At 62.8% G+C, this 21,274-nt stretch carries 19 protein-coding genes; 11 read left to right on the top strand and 8 right to left on the bottom strand.

Features of this window, described 5'->3' with window-relative positions:
- Positions 1-22: 22 nt before the first annotated feature.
- From exeH to exeC, 6 genes are all read right to left on the bottom strand, one after another.
- Positions 23-586 carry a GspH family T2SS minor pseudopilin variant ExeH gene (exeH, locus tag AB5Y47_RS19205; protein ID WP_010675722.1) on the bottom strand — a complete coding sequence of 188 codons (564 nt, stop codon included), beginning with the start codon at positions 584-586 and terminating at the stop codon, positions 23-25.
- 47 nt (positions 587-633) lie between these two features.
- Entirely contained in the window at positions 634-1,065 is a 432-nt protein-coding gene (gene exeG, locus AB5Y47_RS19200) for a GspG family T2SS major pseudopilin variant ExeG (protein WP_010675723.1), read from the bottom strand.
- A 189-nt stretch (positions 1,066-1,254) separates the two neighbouring features.
- Positions 1,255-2,475, bottom strand: coding sequence for a GspF family T2SS innner membrane protein variant ExeF (exeF, locus tag AB5Y47_RS19195; RefSeq protein ID WP_039040588.1), 1,221 nt, complete (start codon positions 2,473-2,475; stop codon positions 1,255-1,257).
- A gap of 1 nt (position 2,476) precedes the next feature.
- The gene (gene exeE / locus AB5Y47_RS19190) at positions 2,477-3,982 is read right to left on the bottom strand and encodes a GspE family T2SS ATPase variant ExeE (protein ID WP_042014784.1); all 1,506 of its coding nucleotides are present in this window, start codon (positions 3,980-3,982) and stop codon (positions 2,477-2,479) included.
- A complete protein-coding gene (gene exeD / locus AB5Y47_RS19185) occupies positions 3,982-6,036 on the bottom strand; it encodes a GspD family T2SS secretin variant ExeD (protein WP_010675726.1) in 2,055 nt (684 codons plus the stop codon). Before exeD ends, exeE begins: the two co-directional genes overlap by 1 nt.
- Positions 6,037-6,057: 21 nt before the next feature.
- Positions 6,058-6,909 carry a GspC family type II secretion system variant ExeC gene (gene exeC, locus AB5Y47_RS19180; RefSeq protein ID WP_272865916.1) on the bottom strand — a complete coding sequence of 284 codons (852 nt, stop codon included), beginning with the start codon at positions 6,907-6,909 and terminating at the stop codon, positions 6,058-6,060.
- A gap of 213 nt (positions 6,910-7,122) precedes the next feature.
- Between exeC and hslR the strand changes: the two genes are divergently transcribed.
- The 7 genes from hslR (at position 7,123) to AB5Y47_RS19145 (ending at position 14,152) form a co-directional block, all read left to right on the top strand.
- Positions 7,123-7,521 (top strand): ribosome-associated heat shock protein Hsp15, encoded by a 399-nt coding sequence (hslR, locus tag AB5Y47_RS19175; protein WP_368220527.1) that lies wholly within the window; start codon positions 7,123-7,125, stop codon positions 7,519-7,521.
- A 104-nt stretch (positions 7,522-7,625) separates the two neighbouring features.
- On the top strand, positions 7,626-8,510 hold the full coding sequence (gene hslO, locus AB5Y47_RS19170) for an Hsp33 family molecular chaperone HslO (protein ID WP_368220525.1): 885 nt from the start codon (positions 7,626-7,628) through the stop codon (positions 8,508-8,510).
- Between the two features lie 149 nt (positions 8,511-8,659).
- Positions 8,660-10,285, top strand: coding sequence for a phosphoenolpyruvate carboxykinase (ATP) (gene pckA, locus AB5Y47_RS19165; RefSeq protein ID WP_069784268.1), 1,626 nt, complete (start codon positions 8,660-8,662; stop codon positions 10,283-10,285).
- Positions 10,286-10,458: 173 nt separating this feature from the next.
- The gene (locus AB5Y47_RS19160) at positions 10,459-11,124 is read left to right on the top strand and encodes a GntR family transcriptional regulator (RefSeq protein ID WP_039040592.1); all 666 of its coding nucleotides are present in this window, start codon (positions 10,459-10,461) and stop codon (positions 11,122-11,124) included.
- A 33-nt stretch (positions 11,125-11,157) separates the two neighbouring features.
- Positions 11,158-12,960: an aminopeptidase P family protein gene (locus AB5Y47_RS19155; RefSeq protein ID WP_161470349.1), complete on the top strand. Its 1,803-nt coding sequence runs from the start codon at positions 11,158-11,160 to the stop codon at positions 12,958-12,960.
- Positions 12,961-13,097: 137 nt separating this feature from the next.
- Positions 13,098-13,550, top strand: a complete 453-nt coding sequence (locus AB5Y47_RS19150; protein ID WP_128296204.1) for an N-acetyltransferase — start codon at positions 13,098-13,100, stop codon at positions 13,548-13,550.
- Positions 13,551-13,681: 131 nt separating this feature from the next.
- Positions 13,682-14,152, top strand: coding sequence for a glycine zipper 2TM domain-containing protein (locus tag AB5Y47_RS19145; protein ID WP_010675734.1), 471 nt, complete (start codon positions 13,682-13,684; stop codon positions 14,150-14,152).
- A gap of 76 nt (positions 14,153-14,228) precedes the next feature.
- On the opposite strand, the gene AB5Y47_RS19140 is transcribed toward AB5Y47_RS19145, so the two are convergent.
- Complete coding sequence (locus tag AB5Y47_RS19140; RefSeq protein ID WP_263308334.1) at positions 14,229-15,182, bottom strand: inorganic triphosphatase; 954 nt, start codon at positions 15,180-15,182, stop codon at positions 14,229-14,231.
- 169 nt (positions 15,183-15,351) lie between these two features.
- Between AB5Y47_RS19140 and AB5Y47_RS19135 the strand changes: the two genes are divergently transcribed.
- Together AB5Y47_RS19135 and AB5Y47_RS19130 are read left to right on the top strand one after the other, a co-directional pair.
- Complete coding sequence (locus AB5Y47_RS19135; RefSeq protein WP_010675736.1) at positions 15,352-16,032, top strand: TIGR00153 family protein; 681 nt, start codon at positions 15,352-15,354, stop codon at positions 16,030-16,032.
- 25 nt (positions 16,033-16,057) lie between these two features.
- Complete coding sequence (locus AB5Y47_RS19130) at positions 16,058-17,323, top strand: inorganic phosphate transporter (RefSeq protein ID WP_069784272.1); 1,266 nt, start codon at positions 16,058-16,060, stop codon at positions 17,321-17,323.
- 101 nt (positions 17,324-17,424) lie between these two features.
- Here AB5Y47_RS19130 and AB5Y47_RS19125 read toward each other — a convergent pair whose 3' ends face one another.
- Entirely contained in the window at positions 17,425-18,663 is a 1,239-nt protein-coding gene (locus tag AB5Y47_RS19125; RefSeq protein WP_223953825.1) for a multifunctional CCA addition/repair protein, read from the bottom strand.
- 229 nt (positions 18,664-18,892) lie between these two features.
- On the opposite strand from AB5Y47_RS19125, the gene AB5Y47_RS19120 reads away from it, so the two are divergent.
- Positions 18,893-20,536, top strand: coding sequence for an ExeA family protein (locus AB5Y47_RS19120; protein WP_010675739.1), 1,644 nt, complete (start codon positions 18,893-18,895; stop codon positions 20,534-20,536).
- Positions 20,536-21,219 carry a GspB family T2SS assembly factor variant ExeB gene (gene exeB / locus AB5Y47_RS19115; RefSeq protein WP_053288784.1) on the top strand — a complete coding sequence of 228 codons (684 nt, stop codon included), beginning with the start codon at positions 20,536-20,538 and terminating at the stop codon, positions 21,217-21,219. Before AB5Y47_RS19120 ends, exeB begins: the two co-directional genes overlap by 1 nt.
- Positions 21,220-21,274 lie beyond the last annotated feature (55 nt).

Below are 21,274 nucleotides of genomic sequence, written 5' to 3'. Positions count from 1 at the left end.
CCCCCTGCGGGCCTGGTGCTCCTCACTCTTCTTCCTCTTCATCCTGCAACAGGGAGAGACGACCGAACTCGTCCCCCCTGACGGTACGCAGGTAGTGCAGATCCTCGTCCTGCTGGCTCAGGGTCAGCACGAAGGGAGAGAGCTCTCCCCCCGGAAAGACCAGGATCTGGGGTGTCCGCTCACGCTCGTCCCGACCCTGCTCCTGGCGTTCATCCGACGCAGTACGCCAGTTGAAACCTTCCAGCTCCACCGCCAGGGTCATCCCCTCCGGCAACGTCACCGGCCCCAGCAGCTTGTCACCGGTCAGTGCGCGCCACTTGCGATCCTTGGGATCCCGGGACATAAACTGCCAGCCGTTCTCCTCGACCCGCAGCCCCAGCAGCCTGCCATCCATGACCGAATACTCCTGGGCCTGCTGCAGGGTCGCCATGAAGCGGCGCGCCTGCTTGTCGAGCTCCCGATCCCCCCTGGCGCCCCCCATGCTGAGGGTGACGGCGGTCGCCACCAGTCCCATCAACATGGCCACCAGCAACACTTCCAGCAGGGTAAAACCGGCCTGGTGACGGGCCGAAGAGGCCACCTTCATTCAGGCAGCCCCGGGGGGACGCAGTGAGCACGACGCGGCGGAATCACTTATTGGAAGTCCTTCAGGTTCCAGTTGCCGATGTCGTCATCGGTCCCGGCTTCGCCGTCCATCCCCATGGAGAAGATGTCGATCTTGCCGAACTGGCCCGGGCTCAGCAGCTGGTACTGGTTGCCCCAGGGATCCTGCGGCAGGCGCTTGATGTAGCCCCCTTCACGGTAGCTGCGCGGCTCAGGGGATGCGGTCGGCTTGTTGACCAGGGCGTCCAGCCCCTGCTCGGTGGTGGGGTAGCGGTTGTTGTCCAGCTTGTACATGTCGAGGGCGTTTTCCAGCGCCACTATGTCGGAGACCGCTTTTTGCTGATCCGCCTTCTCCTTGTTGCCCATCAGGTTGGGCACCACCAGGCTGGCCAGGATCCCCAGGATCACGATGACCACCATCACTTCCAGCAGGGTAAAACCCGATTGACGACGCTTTTGCATGACTGACTCCCTAACGAAATGAGATGGCATGAGCCATCAACGATTAACTGTTAAACCACGATCGTTCGATTGAATGTGCAGGTTCGAATGGCGAAGCCTATTCGGGCACCCGACCCTCACAGATTCACCATGTTGTTGAGCTCGAGCGAGTTGACCGCGGGATCGACCGATGTCACACGCACGCCAGCCTCACAGATTCACCATGTTGTTGAGCTCTAGGATTGGCTGCAGGATCGACATCACGATAAACAGCACCACCCCGGCCATGGAGACCACCAGCATGGGCTCGAACACCCCGAGGGCGATGTTCACCTGGGTTTCGAACTCCCTGTCCTGGTTGTCCGCCGCCCGCTCCAGCATGCTGTCGAGCTCGCCGCTCTGCTCGCCCGAGGCGATCATGTGCAGCATCATGGGCGGAAAAATTCTGGTTTCATCCAGCGACTTGCGCAGGCTGGTCCCCTCCCGCACCCGTTCGGTGGCCTCACCGATGCGCATGCGGGCATAGTCGTTGGAGAGCACTTCGCCGGCGATCTTCATTCCCTCCAGCAGGGGGACGGCGCTGGCGTTGAGGATGCTCAGGGTGCGGGCAAAGCGGGCGGTGTTGAGACCGCGGCTGACCCGACCGATCACCGGCAGGCGCAGTATCACCTGGTGCCAGCGACGACGACGCTTGTCGTCGGTCAGCCACCAGCGCCAGATCAGGCCGCCAATGCCAAGGAGCAGCAGGAACCAGAGGCCGTAGTGCTGCAACAGCTCGCTGGTGCCGATGAGGAAGCGGGTGGTGCCCGGCAGTTGCTGGCCCATGTGTTCGAACTGGGCCACCACCTTGGGCACCACGGCGGTGAGCAGTATGGAGATGACCCCCACCGCCACCAGGGTGAGGACGATGGGATAGATCATCGCCTGCAGCAGCTTGGTGCGCATGTGCTGGCGCTGCTCGGTGTAATCGGCGAGACGGTTGAGCACCTTCTCCAGGTGACCGGACTTCTCCCCGGCCGCCACCATGGAGCGGAACAGCTGGTCGAACACATGGGGGAAGGCCCCCAGCGAATCGGCCAGGGAATACCCCTCCACCACCTTGCTGCGCACCGTCGCCACCAGGCTGCGCAGGTGGGCCTTCTCGCACTGCTCGGCGACCGCCTTGAGGGCCTCTTCGATGGTGAGACCGGCCCCCACCAGGGTCGCCAGCTGGCGGGTGATGAGGGCCAGTTCTGCGGTGGAGGCACCACGGCGAAACAGCACGAAGCGGTTCGCCTCCCGCTTGGCCTTCTCGGTGGTCTCGTTCACCTCGAGGGGGGTCAGCCCCTGCTCGCGCAGCAGCTGGCGCACCTGGCGGGCAGAATCCCCTTCCAGCACGCCGCTCTTGTTGCGCCCCTTGCCGTCGAGGGCCTTGTATTCAAATGCCGCCATCTCAGTCTTCCCGGGTCACGCGCAGCACCTCTTCGAGGCTGGTCTGCCCCTTGAGCACCTTGTCGATGCCGTCGCGGCGGATGCTGGGGGTGTGACCCCGGATCAGCCGCTCGATGGCGAGCTCGCCGCTGGCGCTGTGGATCGCCTCGCGCACCGCCTCGTCCACCACCACCAGCTCGTGGATGCCGGTCCGGCCGCGATAGCCGGTATGGTTGCACTGCTCGCAGCCCACCGGACGCCAGATCTGCTGATCCGGCGCAAGCTCGATGCCCATGGCAACACGCTCCTGCTCGGTGACAGGGTGCGGTGCGCGGCAATCCGGGCAGAGGGTGCGCACCAGCCGCTGGGCCAATACCGCCAGGAGCGACGAGGAGAGCAGGAAGGGCTCGATCCCCATGTCCCGCATCCGGGTGATGGCGCCGATGGCGGTGTTGGTGTGCAGGGTCGACATCACCAGGTGACCGGTGAGGGATGCCTGCACCGCGATCTGGGCGGTCTCGAGGTCACGGATTTCCCCCACCATCACCACGTCCGGATCCTGGCGCAGAATGGCGCGCAGGCCCCGGGCGAAGGTCATGTCCACCTTGCTGTTGACCTGGGTCTGGCCCACCCCTTCGAGGTCATATTCGATGGGGTCTTCGACGGTCAGGATGTTGCGATCCCGCGAGTTGATCTCGGAGAGGGCCGCATAGAGGGTGGTCGACTTGCCCGAACCGGTCGGGCCCGTCACCAGGATGATGCCGTGGGGCTTGCGAATGAGTTCGCTGATGATGTTGCGGTTGGCCAGCGTCATGCCGAGCTGCTTGAGCTCGAGGCGCACGTTGTTCTTGTCGAGCAGTCGCAATACCACCCGCTCGCCGTAGCTGGAGGGCATAGTGGAGACCCGCACGTCCACCGCCCGGCCGCCGATGCGCAGTGAGATGCGGCCATCTTGCGGCACCCGCTTCTCGGCGATGTCCATGCGCGACATGACCTTGATGCGCGACACCAGCAGGGAGGCGAGCTTGCGATGGGGGCGCAGGATCTCCCGCAGCACCCCATCGATGCGAAAACGGATCACCAGGGCCCGCTCGAAGGTCTCGATGTGGATGTCGGACGCCTCTTCTTTTATCGCCTCGCTCAACATGGCATTGATGAGGCGAATGATGGGGGCGTCGTCGTCGGCATCCAGCAGATCCTCGCTCTGGGGCAGCTCTTCGGCCAGGGCAAAGAAGTCCATCTCGTTGCCGAGATCCTCCATCAGCTGACGCGCCTCGGAGGAGTCACGCTGATAGTGGGCCATCAGGAGCGTCTCGAACTCGTCGTTGCCAAGCTGCTCCACCGCGAAGGCACAGCCCGCCACCCGTCGCACCTCCAGCAGGGTCTGGGGGGAGATCCCCTGACGACAGAGCAGCACCGGGGCACCCTGGCGCTCGGTCAGGATGGCCCCGAAGTTGCGGGCAAACGCGAACGGCAGTTCCGGCAGGGGAGCCGGCAGCTCGCTGCCATCGAGCTGATAGGCGGCCATCAGGGCTTGCTCTGCACGAAGGGCTGCTCCTGCACCTGGGCGCGCACGCCGGTGGCGGTCGCCTGCTGCTGGGCCTGCATTCTCTGGATCTGCTGCTGCACCTCGGGGGACATCATCACGTCCTGGCCATAGGCGGGCAGCACCTGGCGAGCCGGCGAGGTGGCATAGCCCTCTTCCGCAGCCCGGCTCAGCTGTTCGGCCCTGAACAGGGTGTACTTGTTGCTGGAGACCCCGGAGTAGACATTGGCGTCACGCAATATGGTCGGGCGGATGAAGACCATCAGGTTGCGCTTGGCGGTGGAGGTCTTGGAGGAACGGAACAGGTAACCCAGTACCGGAATGTCCCCGAGCAGGGGCACCTTGGAGATCTGCTCCTGGGTCTGTTCGTCCATCAGGCCGCCCAGCACCACTGTCTCGCCGCTCTTGACCAGCACGGCGTTCTTCACGGTACGGGTATCGAAGGTGGGGCCCAGGTTGGCGGTCCCGGTCGCCTGCTTCTGTGCCACGCTGGAGACTTCCTGCTCGATGTTGAGCAGCACGGAATCTCCTTCGTTGATCTGGGGCGTCACCACCAGCTTGGTCCCCACCGTCTTGCGCTCTATGGTGTTGAACACCTGATCGCTGGTGGTGGAGCTCTGGGAGCCGCTCTGCACCGGCACTTCCTGACCGACGTTGAAGGAGGCCTCCTTGTTGTCCATGGTGACGATGCTCGGGGTGGAGAGGATGTCGTTCTTGCTGTTGGTGGAGAGCGCCGTCACCAGCGCCGCCCAGTCCCCGTGATAGAAGCCTGCCGCCATGCCGCTGAAGCTGCCCGCCAGGGATGACAGGCCGTCGGTGTTGCCGTTGTCTTTGTAATCCTTGGCGGCGATGGCCAGGGAGCCGATGGGCAGACCGGTGTCGGTGAACTGGGTGCCGCCGCCATTGGTGTTGGCCCACTGCACCCCTAGGTTCATGCCGTCACCATCCGATATCTCGACGATGATGGCCTCCACCAGCACCTGGGCACGACGAATGTCGAGCTTGGCGATGACCTGCTCCAGCTCGGCCATCACGTCCGGCTGGGCGGTGATCACCAGGGCATTGGTGGTCTCGTCGGCGGAGATGGCGAGCTGGCCTCCGCCGATGCTGGCGCCGCCCGTGGCCGTGGCAGCCGCCCCGCCCTTCTTGTCGGCGGCGATGCTGGAGCTGACCCCCTTGAGGACGTCCACCAGATCCTTGGCCTTGCCATATTTCAGGTAGAAGACCCGGGTGTTGCCCTGGCTCTGCAGATCCCGGTCGAGCTGGCGCACCATCTGGATGATGCGGGCACGGGCCTTGGGCTCGCCGCTGATGACCACGGAGTTGGTGCGCTCGTCGGCCACCACCTTGGGGGAAAGCAGCAGCGAGGCGTTGGCCCCCTGATTGCTGCCATCCTTGTTGAGGTTGGTCACCAGCCGCACCATCTCGCCGGCGGAGGCGAACTTGAGCTTGATGACGTCCATGTCCTGATCCCCCGCCTTGTCCACCCGGCGAACCACCTCCACCAGGCGGTTGACCACAGCGGCGCGGCCGGTGATGAGCAGCACGTTGGATGGCTCGTAGTGGACCACGTTGCCGCCGCCGGCGTTGTCGTTGAGCTGACGCAGCAGGGGGGCCAGTTCACGGACCGAGACATTGCGCACCGGTACCACCCGGGTCACCATCTCGTCACCCACGCCGGGGTTGGTGTCATCCACCACGGGGATGGCCGAGGTCTTGGCATCCTTGGAGCGCACCACCTTGAGCACGCCGTTGTTCATGGGCACCACGGCAAAGCCGTAAACGTCGAGCACGCTCAGGAAGAACTGGTAGTACTGATCCTCGTTGAGCAGGTCATAGCTGCGCACGTTGATCTTGCCGCGTACCGATGGCTCTATGATGATGGTTTTGTTCAGGTTCTTGCCGACCGTGTTGATGAACTCCTCGATGTCGGCGTTCTTGAAACTGGCGGAATACTCGGTGGCCCAGGCAGAACCGGCCATCATCAAGGCTGCCGCCATGGTGGCCAGACGCCAGCCCTTCCCTTTATTTGTCATTCTTGGTGCTACTCCAATTCATTATTCTGACAAGCCGACATAGACGTCGTAGAGCTGTCCTTGCCGCTCGACGGTGACGGTCATTTCCGTGGCGCCCGCCACCTGCTGCATCGCCTGCATGGCCTGGGCGTTGTCACGCAGATCCAGGCCATTGATGCTGACCGCCAGATCGTTGGCGACCAGTCCGAGTTGATTGAACAGTTCCGGATTGCGACCCGGGTTGAGGCGATAGCCGGTCATGCGACCGTCCACCCGGACCGGAGAAATATTGAGGTAATCGGTGATCTTGCCCGGGTTGCCCAGCAGTTCGCTGCGCACGGAGGAGAGCCCCTCCTGGCGGGCCGGTTTGGGCAGGGGCTTGCCATACTCCTCCCCGTCCAGCATCAGGGTCTCGTCACGGCCGTCCCGGGCGATGATGACCCGATCGGCAAACACCTGGCGTATCCTGGCCTGGGTACCGTCGATGTAGTCCCCGATGCCGTAAGAGTTCTGTGTCCCGTTGTGGGCGATGATGGCGATGGACTTGGCGGGATCCGAGCTTGCCAGCACCCCGTTGAGCTGGGCGTTGAGCTGGGTTTTCGGGGCATCCGCCGCCACCGTCTCTGCCGCCTTGTCCGCCTGGGGTTGCAGCGCCTTGCCAAAGAGAGAGAGGCGGCTGAGGTTGCCAAGATCGAGGCGATCGCCACCACTCCCCTGCACCGAGGTGACCGAGGGTTGCCAGGGGGTCAGGGGAGCGGGCTGGGCCAGTTCGTACAGGCGCCAGGTGAGCACGGCGCACTGCTGGGCCAGCAACAGCAGCAGAAGCCAGAACAGGGGCTGGCTGAAGCGGGAGAGTGGCATGGCCTTGCAGCGAGCCAGAAGGGAAGTCAACAAATCATCCCTGAACGGTAGCGTCATCTTTCTCAAAATTGTCTGGCATCCAAGTCGGTTGGCTATTGTGTACGGCAATGGACCCAGAGACAACCGACCGGATGGGACCAAGGGGTGAAAATTCAGTTTCCGTCACACCCGGATGCCCCCTGTTTCTATCCCGGGGCCCGCCTCTGGTATAATCAGGCACCTTTTCAGCCATCCCGGAGCCGAACCATGTCGAATCCAGCACAAAGCAGCACTCAGGTCCGTCTCGACAAGTGGCTGTGGGCCGCCCGCTTTTACAAGACCCGCAGTCTGGCGCGGGATCAGATCGACGGCGGCAAGGTGCACTACAACGGCCAGCGCACCAAGCCGGGCAAGGCGGTCGAGGTCGGCGCCCTGGTGCGATTCTGGCAAGGCCAGGACGAGCGGGAGGTGCGGGTGCTCGAGGTGAGCGAGCAGCGCAAATCCGCCCCGCTGGCCCAGCAACTCTACGAAGAGACAGAGGCCAGCCTGAAGAAACGGGCCGAAAACAGCGAAGCCCGCCGCTTCAACATCCAGTTTGCCCCAAGCCCGGAGCGCCGACCCGACAAGCAGGAGCGACGCCAGCTTATCCGGGTCAAGCAATCCTGATCCGCGTCTGTGGCCCCTTTATGACGACAGGTGGAGGAATTAGTTCCTAACCACCTGTTTAACAATGTGTTTATTTTTCCCCAAGAACATCCTAGGAAACCATGATGAGTAACCAAGACCTCCTGTATCGCTATCTGTTCGAAGAGTACGAAGTGCGTGGGGAGCTGGTCCAGCTGGATCGTACCTACCGCCACATCATCGACGCCCAGAACTACCCGGTACAGGTGCAGCACCTGCTGGGCGAGCTGCTGGTTGCCACCAGCCTGCTGACCGCCACCCTCAAGTTCGAAGGCTCCATCACGGTGCAGCTGCAGGGGGACGGTCCGGTGCGTCTGGCCGTCATCAACGGCGACAACAACCAGCAATTGCGCGGCGTGGCACGCTATGAAGGGGAACTGCCGACGGACGGCAAGCTGCAAAGCCTGATCGGCAACGGCCATCTGGTCATCACCATCACCCCGGATCAGGGAGAGCGCTATCAGGGCATCATCGCCCTGGAGGCCGACACCCTGGCGGCCTGCCTGGAGCACTACTTCGCCCAGTCCGAACAACTCGCCACCCGCCTCTGGATCCGCACCGGCCACAACGAGGGCGAGCCCCGTGCGGCGGGCATCCTGCTGCAGGAGCTGCCGGCCCAGAGCGAGGATCACAGCGAAGATTTCGACCACCTGGTCCAGCTCACCACCACCATCAAGGACGAGGAGCTGTTCGGTCTGGACGCGGAAGAGATCCTCTACCGCCTCTACCACCAGGACAAGGTACGGGTGTTCGATCCCCAGGCCATCGAGTTCCGCTGCACCTGCTCCCGCGCCCGTTGCGAAGGGGCCTTGCTGCAGATAGACAAGGAGGAAGCGGTATCCATGGTGCAGGAGCTCGGCAAGATCGACATGCACTGCGATTACTGCGGCGCCCACTACGAATTCGACGGGATAGACATCGAAACCCTGTTCAGCAGGGCTCCCGGTAATGATGCAAACCAGTTACACTAATCAAAGGCGGGCAAAACCCGCCTTTAACTTAAATAACAAAAAAATACCCTATTTTATAAAGTTTGATGGCGATCGCTAAAAACTACCACCTAGGTGGTAGCATGAACGTCAGATAGAACCCTACACACCTCTGAACCCAGGAGAATACAATGACAATCGTGGTAGAACCCACCCTGGCCCAACAACTGAAGCTGGACCAATACGGTATCAAAAACAGCCAGGAAATCGTTCGCAACCCCTCCTATGAGCAGCTTTTCGCTGAAGAGACCCGCTCAGACCTTGAGGGCTTCGAACGTGGCGTCGTCACCGAGCTTGGCGCCGTCAACGTCAACACCGGCATCTTCACCGGCCGTTCCCCTAAAGATAAATATATCGTCAAAGATGCCACTACCCAGGATACTGTGTGGTGGTCTGACCAGGGTAAAAACGATAACAAGGCGATTACCCCGGAAGTGTGGTCACATCTGAAAGGGCTGGTCACCAAACAGCTCTCCGGCAAGCGTCTGTTCGTGGTGGACGGCTTCTGCGGCGCCAACCCGGACACCCGCCTGGCAGTGCGCATCATCACCGAGGTGGCCTGGCAGGCGCACTTCGTGAAGAACATGTTCATCCGCCCGAGCGAAGAGGAGCTGAAGGCCTTCAAACCGGACTTCGTGGTGATGAACGGTGCCAAGTGCACCAACCCGAACTGGAAGGAGCAGGGTCTCAACTCCGAGAACTTCGTCGCCTTCAACATGACCGAGAAGATGCAACTCATCGGCGGCACCTGGTACGGTGGCGAGATGAAGAAGGGCATGTTCTCCATGATGAACTACTTCCTGCCCCTGCGCGGCATCGCCTCCATGCACTGCTCCGCCAACGTGGGCAAGGATGGGGACGTGGCCATCTTCTTCGGCCTCTCCGGCACCGGCAAAACCACCCTCTCCACCGATCCCAAGCGTCAGCTGATCGGCGATGACGAGCACGGCTGGGATGATCACGGCGTGTTCAACTTCGAAGGGGGCTGCTACGCCAAGACCATCAAGCTCTCCGAAGAGGCCGAGCCGGACATCTACCACGCCATCCGCCGCGATGCGCTGCTGGAGAACGTGACCGTGGCCGCCGATGGCACCATCGACTTCGACGATGGTTCCCGCACCGAGAATACCCGGGTCTCCTACCCCATCTATCACATCGACAACATCGTCAAGCCGGTCTCCAAGGCGGGTCACGCCACCAAGGTGATCTTCCTGACCGCAGACGCCTTCGGTGTGCTGCCCCCGGTCGCCAAGCTGACCAAGGAGCAGACCAAGTACCACTTCCTGTCCGGCTTCACCGCCAAACTGGCCGGTACCGAGCGCGGCATCACAGAGCCGACCCCGACCTTCTCCTCCTGCTTCGGCGCGGCTTTCCTCAGCCTGCACCCGACCAAGTACGGCCAAGAGCTGGTGAAACGGATGGAAGCGGCAGGGGCTGAAGCCTATCTGGTCAACACCGGCTGGAACGGCACCGGCAAGCGGATCTCCATCAAGGATACCCGTGGCATCATCGACGCCATCCTGGATGGTTCCATCGAGAAGGCGCCGACCAAGGTACTGCCGGTGTTCAACCTGGAAGTGCCGACCGAGCTGCCGGGCGTCAACCCCGCCATCCTGGATCCGCGAGACACTTACGCCGACCAGGCCGAGTGGGATGCCAAGGCGGCCGATCTGGCCGGGCGCTTCATCAAGAACTTCGAGCGCTTCACCGACAACGACGAAGGCAAACGCCTGGTCGCGGCGGGCCCGCAGTTGTAAGAAACGCGCCTCGCGTCTCGCAATCCCGTACCGGTCAGCCCTGCTGGCCGGTATTTTTTTGGCCGATGCGCGGCATATGGCTCCCGCCAAGCCTTGCCTTGACGGCCCTTGCGCGTTAGATTCAGCCAAACTTTATACAATATACAATTTTGCAACCTGCCCGTGACCCCAGCATGACCCCACCTTACAAAACCCGAACCCAGATGGTGATGGAGAACCTCCGCGGCCGGATATTGCGTGGCGAGTTTGCAGCGGGCGCCCCCCTGCGCCAGGACGCCATCGCCAAGGAGCTGGCGGTGAGCCGTATCCCGGTACGGGAAGCCCTGATGCAACTGGAAGCCCAGGGGCTAGTGAAGTTCGAGGCCCATCGCGGCGCCGTGGTGACCATGCTGGATGCCTCGGCCATCGAGGAGCTCTTTTATTTGCGGGCACTGCTCGAAGCCGATACCCTGTTCCACGCCGTCGACCTGATGACGGAGGAGACCTTCGCCCAGGCGCAAGCCATCCTCGCCCAGTTTGATCTGGCGCTGGAGTCTGGCACCCAGATCGAACACTGGGCCGAGTTGAATCACCGCTTTCACGCCACCCTCTACCAGGCAGCCAATCGCCCCCAGGCACTGGAACTGATCGCCCAGATCAATCTGAGCTGCGACCGCTATGTGCGTTTCGAACTGCTGTTCGCCCAGGGCGGCGTGGACAAGGCCGAGCGGGAGCACGCCCGACTCCTTGAACTGTGCCGCGCCCGGCGCAAGCACGAGGCAGTGGTACTGCTCAAGCAACACATCGAGGCGGCAGGCCAATCGATCAGACAGATCCTGGCAGGCGGCCACCATCAATGAACACTCACATCACCACAAGCTGGCAATAACGACATGAACCATTTCGAGATTATTGAAACCCGCGTCGCCCAGGTCAGGGCCACACTGGCCACGCTGGAGCTGGACGCTTTCATCGTGCCCCACGACGACGAGCATCTGGGGGAGTACATTCCCGCCTATGCCGAGCGGCTGGACTGGATCACGGGTTTCAACGGCTCCGCCGGGCTCGCCATCATCATGGCGCATCGGGCGGCCCTGTTCATCGACGGTCGTTATACCGTGCAGGCGCGCATGCAGGCGCCGGCCGAGCTGTTCGAGTTTCTCCACCTCAATGAAGACCCCCACGTGCAGTGGCTGGCGGAGCAGTTGCCCTCAGGCTCCCGGGTCGGTTTCGATGCCCGCCTGCACAGTCTGGCCTGGTATCAGAACGCCAACGCCGTGCTGACCGAGCGCGGCATCGAGCTGGTGCGCATCGACGAGAACCCCATCGATCTGCACTGGAGCGATCGTCCCGCTCCGACCAAGAGCCCTGTCATCCTCTACAGCGAGGAGCTGGCGGGCCAGTCCAGCCAGGCCAAGCGCGAAATGCTGGCCAGCGATCTGCGCAAGCGCGGGCTGGATGCGGTGCTGCTGACCCAGGCCGAGCCCATCAACTGGCTGCTCAACCTGCGTGGTCGCGACGTGGAACGCCTGCCGGTGGTGCTCGGCTTTGCGGTGCTCTACGCCAACACTACCATGGATTTCTTCGTCGATACCGACAAGATCGACTGCTTCGCCTTCAGCCAGCACGTGGGGCAGGATGTCTCCGTCTACCCCATCGACAAGCTGGGTGACGTGTTGCAGCGCATCGGCGAGGATCAGCAGAAGGTGCTGGCCGACCCCAACACCGCCAACGCCTGGACCCAGCTCGTGATGGAAGAGGCGGGCGCCATTCTGGTGGCCGGCCAGGATCCCACCATGCTGCCCAAGGCGTGCAAGAACCCCGTGGAGCTGGCAGGCATGCGTGCCGCCCACCTGCGCGACGGCGTTGCCGTCACCCGCTTCCTGGCCTGGCTGGATCGCCTGATCGCCAGCGGCGAGTTCGACGGTGTGGACGAAGGCACCCTGGCAGACCAGCTGGAAGCCTTCCGCCACGAGCAGGAGCACTATGTGGAGCCGAGCTTCGACACCATCTCGGCACTCGGCCCCAATGCCGCCATGTGCCACTACCGCCACACCAACGGTACCCCGCGGGCCTTCGGCCAGGACAGCATCTATCTGGTGGACTCCGGCGCCCAGTACCTGGACGGCACCACCGACATCACCCGCACCGTCAAGGTGGGTGAGGTGACCGACGAGCACAGGGCCATGTTTACCCGGGTGCTGCAGGGTCATATTGCCCTGGATCAGGCCCGCTTCCCCCGCGGTACAGCCGGCATCCAGCTCGACGTGCTGGCCCGCATGCCCCTGTGGCAAGCCGGCTACAACTACGACCATGGCACCGGTCACGGGGTCGGCCACTTCCTCAGCGTGCACGAAGGCCCGCAGCGCATCGCCCCCAAGGGCAGCCTGGTGGCCCTGCAGCCGGGCATGGTGCTCTCCAACGAGCCGGGCTACTACCGGGAAGATGCCTTCGGCATCCGCTGTGAAAACCTGGTGGTGGTGACCGAACAGGAGGCCCGTGGCGAGCAGCCGATGCTGGGCTTCGAGCGACTGACCTATGTGCCGTTCGATATCCGCCTCATCGATCGCAGCCTGCTGAGCCCGGCGGAGTTCCGCTGGATCAACGAATACCATGCGGAGGTCTACCGCCGTCTGAGCCCGCTGCTGGAGGGCGAGGATCTCGCCTGGCTGGAGCAGGCGACCAGCCTCCTCTGATGACACAGGGCCTGCGGGCCCTGTTTCTTTATCCGCGGCATGCCACAAATGCCCCCCTTGCATCGACTCCCCGCCCCTTCTACCCTGTGCCTCCTTTTTGGCTGCCCCGCAGCAGAGACCCGATGAGAGGAGCCCCGATGCACTCGTCCCCCGTATTGCGCCTTGCCACCCACACCGACATGCACGCCATCTGGCAGATAGATGCCGATGTCTTCGGCGAGGATGTCTACCCCGGTTTCTTCTTTCGCCAGGCCATGGATCTGTGGCCCGAACTGCTGGTCGTCGCGGAACGGGAAGGCCGGCTGCTGGGCTATGCCCTCGGGGGGCTTGGTCAGGATCGGTCGCAGGGCTGGCTGCTCTCCCTCGCGGTGCGTCCCGAAGCACGCGGCTTCGGCCTGGCCGAGCAAATGATGTTGCAGGTGGAGCAGGCTCTGGCGCATTTGCAGGTTGCCCGGGTGAGGCTGACCGTGGATCCCGCCAATCCGGCCCAGCGCCTCTACTTAAGGCTGGGTTATCAGCAGTTGGCAGAAGAGAGAGGCTACTTCGGGCCGGGCGAGGATCGCCTGCTGCTGGAAAAAGCCCTGATCTGACCATCCACCACCGGCACGGGAGCCTTCCGGCCACATAATTGGTTACACTTTGCGGGTTTAATGCGCAATCTGGTTGGCGTAAAGTGCAATTCATCACCAGATTAATCCGATGCCCGCCCAGGAGGCCCATCATGTTCAAACGTATTGCTCTCGTCACCCTGCTGGCGGCCACCACCGCCATCACCGGCTGTGCCAACAGCGACGTCTACTCCGGCGATGTCTACACCAAGGATCGCGCCAAGCAGGTACAGACCGTCAGCTATGGCACCATCCTCTCCACCCGCCCCGTCAAGATCCAGGCCGATGAGAACTCCCTGATCGGCACCATTGGCGGTGCCGTGGTCGGCGGCCTGCTCGGCAGCACCATAGGCGGCGGTCGTGGCAGTGACATCGCGGCGGCCGGTGGCGCCATCGCGGGTGCGGCGGCCGGCAAGGCGGCAGGGGACAAACTCAACCAGGTTGACGGGGTCGAGCTCGAGATCAAGAAAGAGAACGGCGAATCCATCGTGGTGGTACAAAAGGCCAGCCCCACCTTTGTGCCTGGTGCCCGGGTCCGCATGACCCAGGGCAACGGCACCATCAACGTGGCCGTGGTGAACTGATAGCGCCGCTCAAGGTGCAACTGCCATAAAAAGGTGAGCCCGGGCTCACCTTTTTGCGCTCTGCACCACTGAGGATTCACTTCCCCAGATGCAGCCAGGCCGCGATGGACAACTGCAGGCCCACCAGGTCGGCATGGTGGAACAGGGCATGCAATGATGCACGATCCCCGGCCACCTGCATCATCAGACGCTGTTGCGCCTGCAGGCCGGCCAGCCAGGAGGGGGGCACCGTCAGCGTGCCTGCCGCCTCAGCAACCAGGGATACCCCCTCGAGCAGAGCATGCAGCGCCCGTTGTTGTTCGCCAGCATCGTCACTCTCGAGCCAGAGCTGCTCATGATACTGCCAGTGCTGCATACCCAGGGTAATGCTGGCCTTCTGATCTTTGCCCTCAATCCTTTGCAGGAGCTGCACGGCCAGTGGTTTGCCAAGCCCAGCCAGCCTGTATCCGCGCTGCGCCTTGGACTGGGCACCCAGCCGCAATCCTCCCAGCGCCGCCAGCTTGCTCGCCAGGGTGAACAGGGCGCGGGCATCACCGGATTTCAGCTCCAGCTCCAGCTCGTCGATCCCGGTACGCCCCAGGGCACCGACAATCTCCCCCTGATCCCAGGCCAGCTCGATCTCGGCATCTCCGAATGCGATCAGCCAGTGGCGGCGCAGGAAATCGGTGCTGAACTGGGCCACCAGACAGCTCTGGAGTTCATCGCGCACTGCCAGACTCGGCCAGATATCGGCAGGAAAGGCAGACAGGGTCGGAATGGTTCCCTCTACCGGGGTGTTGTACTCGGGTCTGGCGTGCAATCCGCCCACGACCTGCCCCCGGCACTTGATGGTCTGCTCGGAAAAATCATCGCTGCGACGAATGCGCAACCCCATCTCGAGCCCACGCAAACCCAGATCGGGCGTGTCGAAATAGACGTTGCCAAGAGCGGCTTGATTGGAAGAGATAATCTCTAGTGAATTCAGAAGGTTGGAGAGTGATTCTTGAATATTGCTGGTGACGAAAAACTTTATCTCGATCTCAGTTTGCATAGTCATTCCGGGCTGGCGGGCAACTTTGGGGGGCATGTTCAGGGTCGCGAGGATATAATGCCAGCGACAGTTCACGATTAATTCACGGTTTTATTGATGGCACAGTTCGGTTACCATGCGCCCCTCATAAAATCGTATCGAGTGTTTTTTCACCGACACAGGTTTGGCCATGCCAGTAAATACTATTTTGGGTCTTTTTGCCAAGTCCCCCATCAAGCCGCTGCAGAAGCATATCGTCAAGGTTCACGTGTGCTGCGAACAGCTCATTCCCTTCTTTGATGCCGTCGCTGAAGACCGCTGGGAAGATGCCGAGAAGATCCGGCAACAGATCGCCCAGCTGGAAAAAGAAGCGGACATCCTCAAGCGCGAAATCCGCTTGAAACTCCCCCGCGGCCTGTTCCTGCCGGTCGCCCGTACCGATCTGCTGGAGCTCTTGACCCAGCAGGACAAGATTGCCAACCGTGCCAAGGATATTTCCGGTCGCATGCTTGGCCGCAAGATGGAATTCCCCACCGAGATGCGCGCCGATTTCATGGCCTATCTCAAACGCTGTATCGATGCGACCGCCCAAGCCGAAAAAGCCATCGGAGAACTCGATGAGCTGCTCGAAACCGGCTTTAAAGGACGTGAAGTTGAAATGGTTGCCGAGATGATCCACCAGCTGGATCTCATCGAGGACGATACTGACACCATGCAGATCGGACTGCGCCAACAGCTGCAAGCCGTTGAGCACAAATACAATCCGATCGACGTTATGTTCCTCTACAAGATCCTCGAATGGGTAGGTGACCTGGCTGATCAGGCAGAGCGCGTTGGCGCCCGTCTGGAATTGATGCTGGCTCGTTCGTAATCGACTGACTGGGTAAACACTACTAATGGACATTATCGCGAATTACGGCACCACCCTGGTGCTCGTGGCGGCCTTGTTCGGCTTTTTGATGGCCTGGGGCATTGGTGCGAACGACGTCGCCAATGCCATGGGCACATCGGTCGGCACCAAGTCCCTGACCATCCGTCAGGCGATCATCATCGCCATGATCTTTGAATTTGCCGGCGCCTATCTGGCCGGTGGCGAAGTGACGGCAACCATCCGCAGCGGCATCATCGACAGCAACGCCTTTGCCGACACGCCGGATCTGCTGGTGCTCGGCATGATCGCCTCCCTGCTGGCTGCGGGTCTATGGCTGATCCTGGCCTCCTATTTCGGCTGGCCCGTCTCCACCACCCACTCCATCATCGGCGCCATCGTGGGCTTCGCCGTGGTGAGCATCGGTCCGGAAGCGGTACAGTGGAACAAGTTTGGCGGCATCGTCGGCTCCTGGATCATCACGCCGGCCATCTCGGGCATCATCGCCTACTTCATGTTCATCAGCGTGCAGAAGCTCATCTTCAACACGGACAATCCCCTGGACAACGCCAAGCGCTATGTCCCCTTCTACATGTTCCTGACGTCGCTGGTCATCTGCCTGGTCACCATCAAGAAGGGGCTGACCCACGTCGGTCTGCACCTGAGCAATGGCGAAGGCGCGCTGCTCTCCGTCGCCATCTCCATCGCGGTGGCGTTTGCCGGCTGGATCTATATCCGCGGCCAGCAGTACAACCCGAAAGATGACAGCAAGATGCACTTCGCCAACGTGGAGAAGGTGTTCGGCATCCTGATGATCATCACCGCCTGCGCCATGGCCTTCGCCCATGGCTCCAACGACGTGGCCAACGCCATCGGTCCGCTCTCTGCAGTCGCCTCCATCGTGGCGGCCGGCGGCGAGATCGGCGGCAGCTCCCACATCGCCTGGTGGATCCTGCCCCTTGGCGGCATCGGCATCGTCATCGGTCTGGCCACCATGGGCGAGAAGGTGATGGCGACCGTCGGCACCGGCATCACCCACCTGACCCCGAGCCGTGGCTTCGCCGCCCAGCTGGCCACCGCCGCCACCGTGGTGATCGCCTCCGGCACCGGTCTGCCCATCTCCACCACCCAGACCCTGGTCGGTGCCGTCATGGGCGTCGGTCTGGCACGGGGCATCGCGGCCCTGAACCTGGGCGTGCTGCGCAACATCGTGGTCTCCTGGGTCATCACCCTGCCCGCGGGCGCCATCCTGGCCATCGCCATCTTCTACGTGTTGCAGGCCTGCTTCTCCTGAGCAGCCCACGCCGCACGACAAAAAGCCCGGGTCATTGACCCGGGCTTTTTTATGCTTCGCCCATATCACGCCGTCGATTGAGCGTCGATCGGCTGCAGCGTTTACTCCTCGATAAAGGTCCACTCGTCGCGCACCCGGCTGATGGCATCGAGCCGCCGCTTGGCAAGCTGCTCGCGGATTGCCTCCCCTTTGAAGCCGGCCGCCACTATCTCCTTGACCGGCACAGCCTGCGCCGCCTCCAGGGCCTCGGCGACATAGTCCGGCTGACTGTAGACCTTCTCTTCGAAGCCGGTACGACCGTGGAAGTCGGCGCGACAGGCATCGAGCAGCTGGGCAAAGCGCTCCGGTCTGCGCCAGGCATCGGCCTTGTCGAATACCTTGAGCAGGGTCGAGGGCTTGAGCTCGAAGGCAATGTGGATATGGGTGTGCAGGTCGCTCACCAGCAGTGCCAGATCGCGACACTCGTTCGGCACCCGGAAGCGCTCGCAAAAATCGCGAATGAGCGGCAACCCCTTCTGACCATGGCCGTGATGGCTCGGCCAGAAGGCGGGCGGGGTCAGCCCCTTGCCAAAGTCGTGGCAGAGGGACGCGAAGCGCACGGTCAGTTCGGGGGAGAGACGACATGCCTGCGCCAGCACCATCATGGTGTGGATGCCGGTGTCGATCTCCGGGTGCCATCTGGCAGGGGCCGGCACACCGAACAGGGCATCGAGCTCGGGGAAGAGCGCCTTGAGGGCGCCGCATTCGCGCAGCACCTCGAAGAAGATCTGGGGTGTCGGCCCCAGCAGCACTTTTTCCAGCTCCTTCCAGACCCGCTCCGGGGTCAGGTGGGCCAGCTCTCCAGCCTCCGTCATCTCGCGCATCAGCCCCAGCGTCTCGGGGGCCACCACGAACCCCTGGGCATGGAAACGGGCGGCGAAGCGCGCCACCCGCAGGATGCGCAGAGGATCCTCGGCAAAGGCCGGCGAGACATGGCGCAGCAACCGCGCCTCCAGATCCTGCACGCCGCCGTAGGGATCGTGCAGTTGCCCGTCCTCATCTTCGGCGATGGCGTTGATGGTGAGATCCCGGCGCAGCAGATCCTGCTCCAGCGTCACCTCGGGGGCGGCATGGCAGACGAAGCCGGTGTAACCCTGCCCCTGCTTGCGCTCGGTGCGCGCCAGGGCGTACTCCTGCTGGGTTTTGGGGTGAAGAAAGACCGGAAAGTCTCGGCCCACCTGGGTGAATCCGAGACCCAGCATCTGTTCCACCGTGGCGCCGACCACCAGGTGGTCCCTGTCACCCTGGGGCAGTCCCAACAGGCGATCCCGTACCGCCCCTCCTACCAGATAAATCTGCACGCGCACTCTCCCTCGATAAACTTGCCCCGATGATACCGCTTTTGGCCAAGAGAGACGATGTGCCCCCACCGCACCGGGCTCGTCATCACTCGGCCGGGCGGCCGCTTTCCGTCATCGTCCTGGGTGAGTCAGCCCGTGGTTCGAGCCAGCTCCCCTTATGGTATCCGGGTCTTTGACATCCCTTTTGGGAGGCTTTAACCTGCCGCCCATAACAATGGAATGGATCCTTATGTACACACAGTTCTTCGGTCTGTCGGAGCCCCCGTTCTCCATCTCGCCCAACCCCAAATACCTCTATATGAGCGAGCGTCACGGGGAGGCCCTCGCCCACCTCAACTACGGGTTGCAGGACGGTGGTGGCTTCGTGCTGCTGACCGGGGAAGTGGGTACGGGAAAGACCACCGTCTCCCGCTGTCTGCTGCAGCAATTGCCCGCCGACACCGAGATCGCCTACATCCTCAATCCCTCTCTGACCGAGCGGGATCTGCTGGCCGCCATCTGCGACGAATTCCAGTTGCCCTACGGCGAAGAGGCCAGCCTCAAGCAATTGTTCGACCTTATCCGGGATCATCTGCTGGCGAATCTGGCGGCAGGCAAGCGCAGCGTGGTGCTGGTGGATGAAGCCCAGCACCTGCTGCCCGGCGTGCTGGAGCAGTTGCGACTGCTCACCAATCTGGAGACAGACGAGAAGAAACTGCTGCAGGTGGTGCTCATCGGCCAGCCCGAGCTGCAACAGATGCTGCGCCAGCCCCTGCTGCGCCAGCTGGCGCAGCGGATCACCGCCCGCTATCACCTGCTGCCGCTCTCGCGCCAGGATGTGGATGCCTATGTCCGCTTCCGGTTGCAGGTGGCAGGCTGCGTCCAGCCCATCTTCACCCCCAGGGCCATCCAGACCCTGCATCGCCTCTCCGGGGGCATTCCCCGCCTCATCAACCTCATCTGCGACCGCGCCCTCATCGCCGCCTTCGCCCGTGGCAGCCACAAGATAGTGCACGGGGACATCAGCCAGTCCGCGTATGAGGTGAGCGGTATTCGCGACGAGGGGAGCTGGCAATCCGGCCTCACGGTCGCCCTGGTGGGCGCCCTGCTGGTCGCCACCGGCTGGTGGGGCTGGCAATTCTTTGGATTCTTCCCAGCCCGCCCCCTGGTCAAGGTCGAGGTACCGGTCAAGGTGGATGACACGCCAGAGCAGCAGGCCCAGCTGACCCGCGCCATCAATCAGGCGCTGGAGCCGGACGTCGCCATGCAGAATCTCTACAAGGTATGGGGCTACCAGGCCGAGCTGGAGGAGGCAACCTGCGACAATGCCCCCCGTGCGGGCCTGCGCTGCCAGGAGGGAGAAGCCTCCCTGGCACAATTGCAGGCGCTGCAATACCCGGCCCTCATCAGTCTCACCGACGAGACCGGCGGCCTCTATTACGCCACCCTGGTCAGCCTGGGGGCGGACAAGGCTTCCCTGCTCATCGGCAACCAGAGCTGGCAGGTGGACAGGCAGTGGCTCTCCGACGCCTGGGGCGGCAGCTACACCCTGCTCTGGCGCATGCCCAGGGGCAACGTGCCCCTGATAGCGAGCAATGCCGGGGCTGCCCAGGTGCAGTGGCTGGACAACGCCCTTAGCCGCGCCATGCAGCAACCCGATCGCAAGGTGAGCCGCTTTGATGCCACCCTCAAGAACAAGCTGCAACAGTTCCAGCGCGAGCAGGGACTGACCCCGGACGGCATCGCCGGCAGCAACACCCTGCTGCGGCTGAATGTGGCCTCCGGCGAACCCATGCCCAGGCTGGAGGATGAATCCCTGCGAGCCAGCACGCCGGTCGATCTCGACAGCGTGGCAGATGATGAGACGGACCCCATGGTCGAGGAGGCCTCCTGATGTCCACCCTGCTCAAGGCCCTGCGCCGGGCCGACCAGCCCCAGTTCACCCCCCATATGCCGCTCATGGGTCTGCCCGTGAGCCAGGAAGAGGAGCCCAACCGCCGCTGGATCTGGTGGGCCCTGGTGCCCCTGGCCCTGGTGATGGGCGCCGCCGCCAACTATGGCTGGCACCTCTATCACCTCAAACCAGTGGAACAGCAGGTCGAAGTGAAGGAAGTGGTGACTCCCCCCTTCGTGCGGGTCGAACCCAGGCCCATGATCACCCGGCCGCTGCCGCCCCCCCTGCCGGAGCCCGTGGTCGCTCCAAGACCTGCCGCAACCCCGGCTGCGACTACCGCAAGCCAGGGGGGACAGAGTCTGGCAGAGCGGCTGATGGCCGCCCTCAACAACACGCCGCTGGTGGAAGAGAGTGCGCCCCAGGCTCAAGTCCAGACCAGTGCCATCCCCCTCGGCGCCCTGGCCCCGGCCCTGAAACAGCAGGTACCGTCCCTGACCTATGGTGCCCACAACTACTCCTCCGACCCGGCCAAGCGGGCCGTCGTGCTCAATGGACGGGAGTGGCGCGAGGGCAATGAGATCGCCCCCGGTGTCATCCTGGCAGCCATCGCCCAGGACTACATCGTCCTGCAGGTCGGCGGCCAGTATGCCAGCCTCAAGGCGCTGCAAGACTGGCGCGGCTGATCTGTCGGCATCCGGTGGCCCTCTCCTGGGAGGGTCACCGCCCATTCTGAGGGAG

Source organism: Aeromonas sp. R7-2, assembly GCF_040908105.1.
GTDB classification, from domain to species: Bacteria; Pseudomonadota; Gammaproteobacteria; order Enterobacterales; family Aeromonadaceae; genus Aeromonas; species Aeromonas caviae.
Note: the sequence above shows the minus strand (reverse complement) of the source record. Positions and strands in the feature narration are given on the sequence as shown.

Coding starts and splice junctions, on each gene's coding strand:
- exeH (WP_010675722.1), bottom strand. CDS start 586: ATGAAGGTGGCCTCTTCGGCCCGTCACCAGGCCGGTTTTACCCTGCTG.
- exeG (WP_010675723.1), bottom strand. CDS start 1,065: ATGCAAAAGCGTCGTCAATCGGGTTTTACCCTGCTGGAAGTGATGGTG.
- exeF (WP_039040588.1), bottom strand. CDS start 2,475: ATGGCGGCATTTGAATACAAGGCCCTCGACGGCAAGGGGCGCAACAAG.
- exeE (WP_042014784.1), bottom strand. CDS start 3,982: ATGGCCGCCTATCAGCTCGATGGCAGCGAGCTGCCGGCTCCCCTGCCG.
- exeD (WP_010675726.1), bottom strand. CDS start 6,036: ATGACAAATAAAGGGAAGGGCTGGCGTCTGGCCACCATGGCGGCAGCC.
- hslR (WP_368220527.1), top strand. CDS start 7,123: ATGTCGAATCCAGCACAAAGCAGCACTCAGGTCCGTCTCGACAAGTGG.
- hslO (WP_368220525.1), top strand. CDS start 7,626: ATGAGTAACCAAGACCTCCTGTATCGCTATCTGTTCGAAGAGTACGAA.
- pckA (WP_069784268.1), top strand. CDS start 8,660: ATGACAATCGTGGTAGAACCCACCCTGGCCCAACAACTGAAGCTGGAC.
- AB5Y47_RS19160 (WP_039040592.1), top strand. CDS start 10,459: ATGACCCCACCTTACAAAACCCGAACCCAGATGGTGATGGAGAACCTC.
- AB5Y47_RS19155 (WP_161470349.1), top strand. CDS start 11,158: ATGAACCATTTCGAGATTATTGAAACCCGCGTCGCCCAGGTCAGGGCC.
- AB5Y47_RS19150 (WP_128296204.1), top strand. CDS start 13,098: ATGCACTCGTCCCCCGTATTGCGCCTTGCCACCCACACCGACATGCAC.
- AB5Y47_RS19145 (WP_010675734.1), top strand. CDS start 13,682: ATGTTCAAACGTATTGCTCTCGTCACCCTGCTGGCGGCCACCACCGCC.
- AB5Y47_RS19140 (WP_263308334.1), bottom strand. CDS start 15,182: ATGCAAACTGAGATCGAGATAAAGTTTTTCGTCACCAGCAATATTCAA.
- AB5Y47_RS19135 (WP_010675736.1), top strand. CDS start 15,352: ATGCCAGTAAATACTATTTTGGGTCTTTTTGCCAAGTCCCCCATCAAG.
- AB5Y47_RS19130 (WP_069784272.1), top strand. CDS start 16,058: ATGGACATTATCGCGAATTACGGCACCACCCTGGTGCTCGTGGCGGCC.
- AB5Y47_RS19120 (WP_010675739.1), top strand. CDS start 18,893: ATGTACACACAGTTCTTCGGTCTGTCGGAGCCCCCGTTCTCCATCTCG.
- exeB (WP_053288784.1), top strand. CDS start 20,536: ATGTCCACCCTGCTCAAGGCCCTGCGCCGGGCCGACCAGCCCCAGTTC.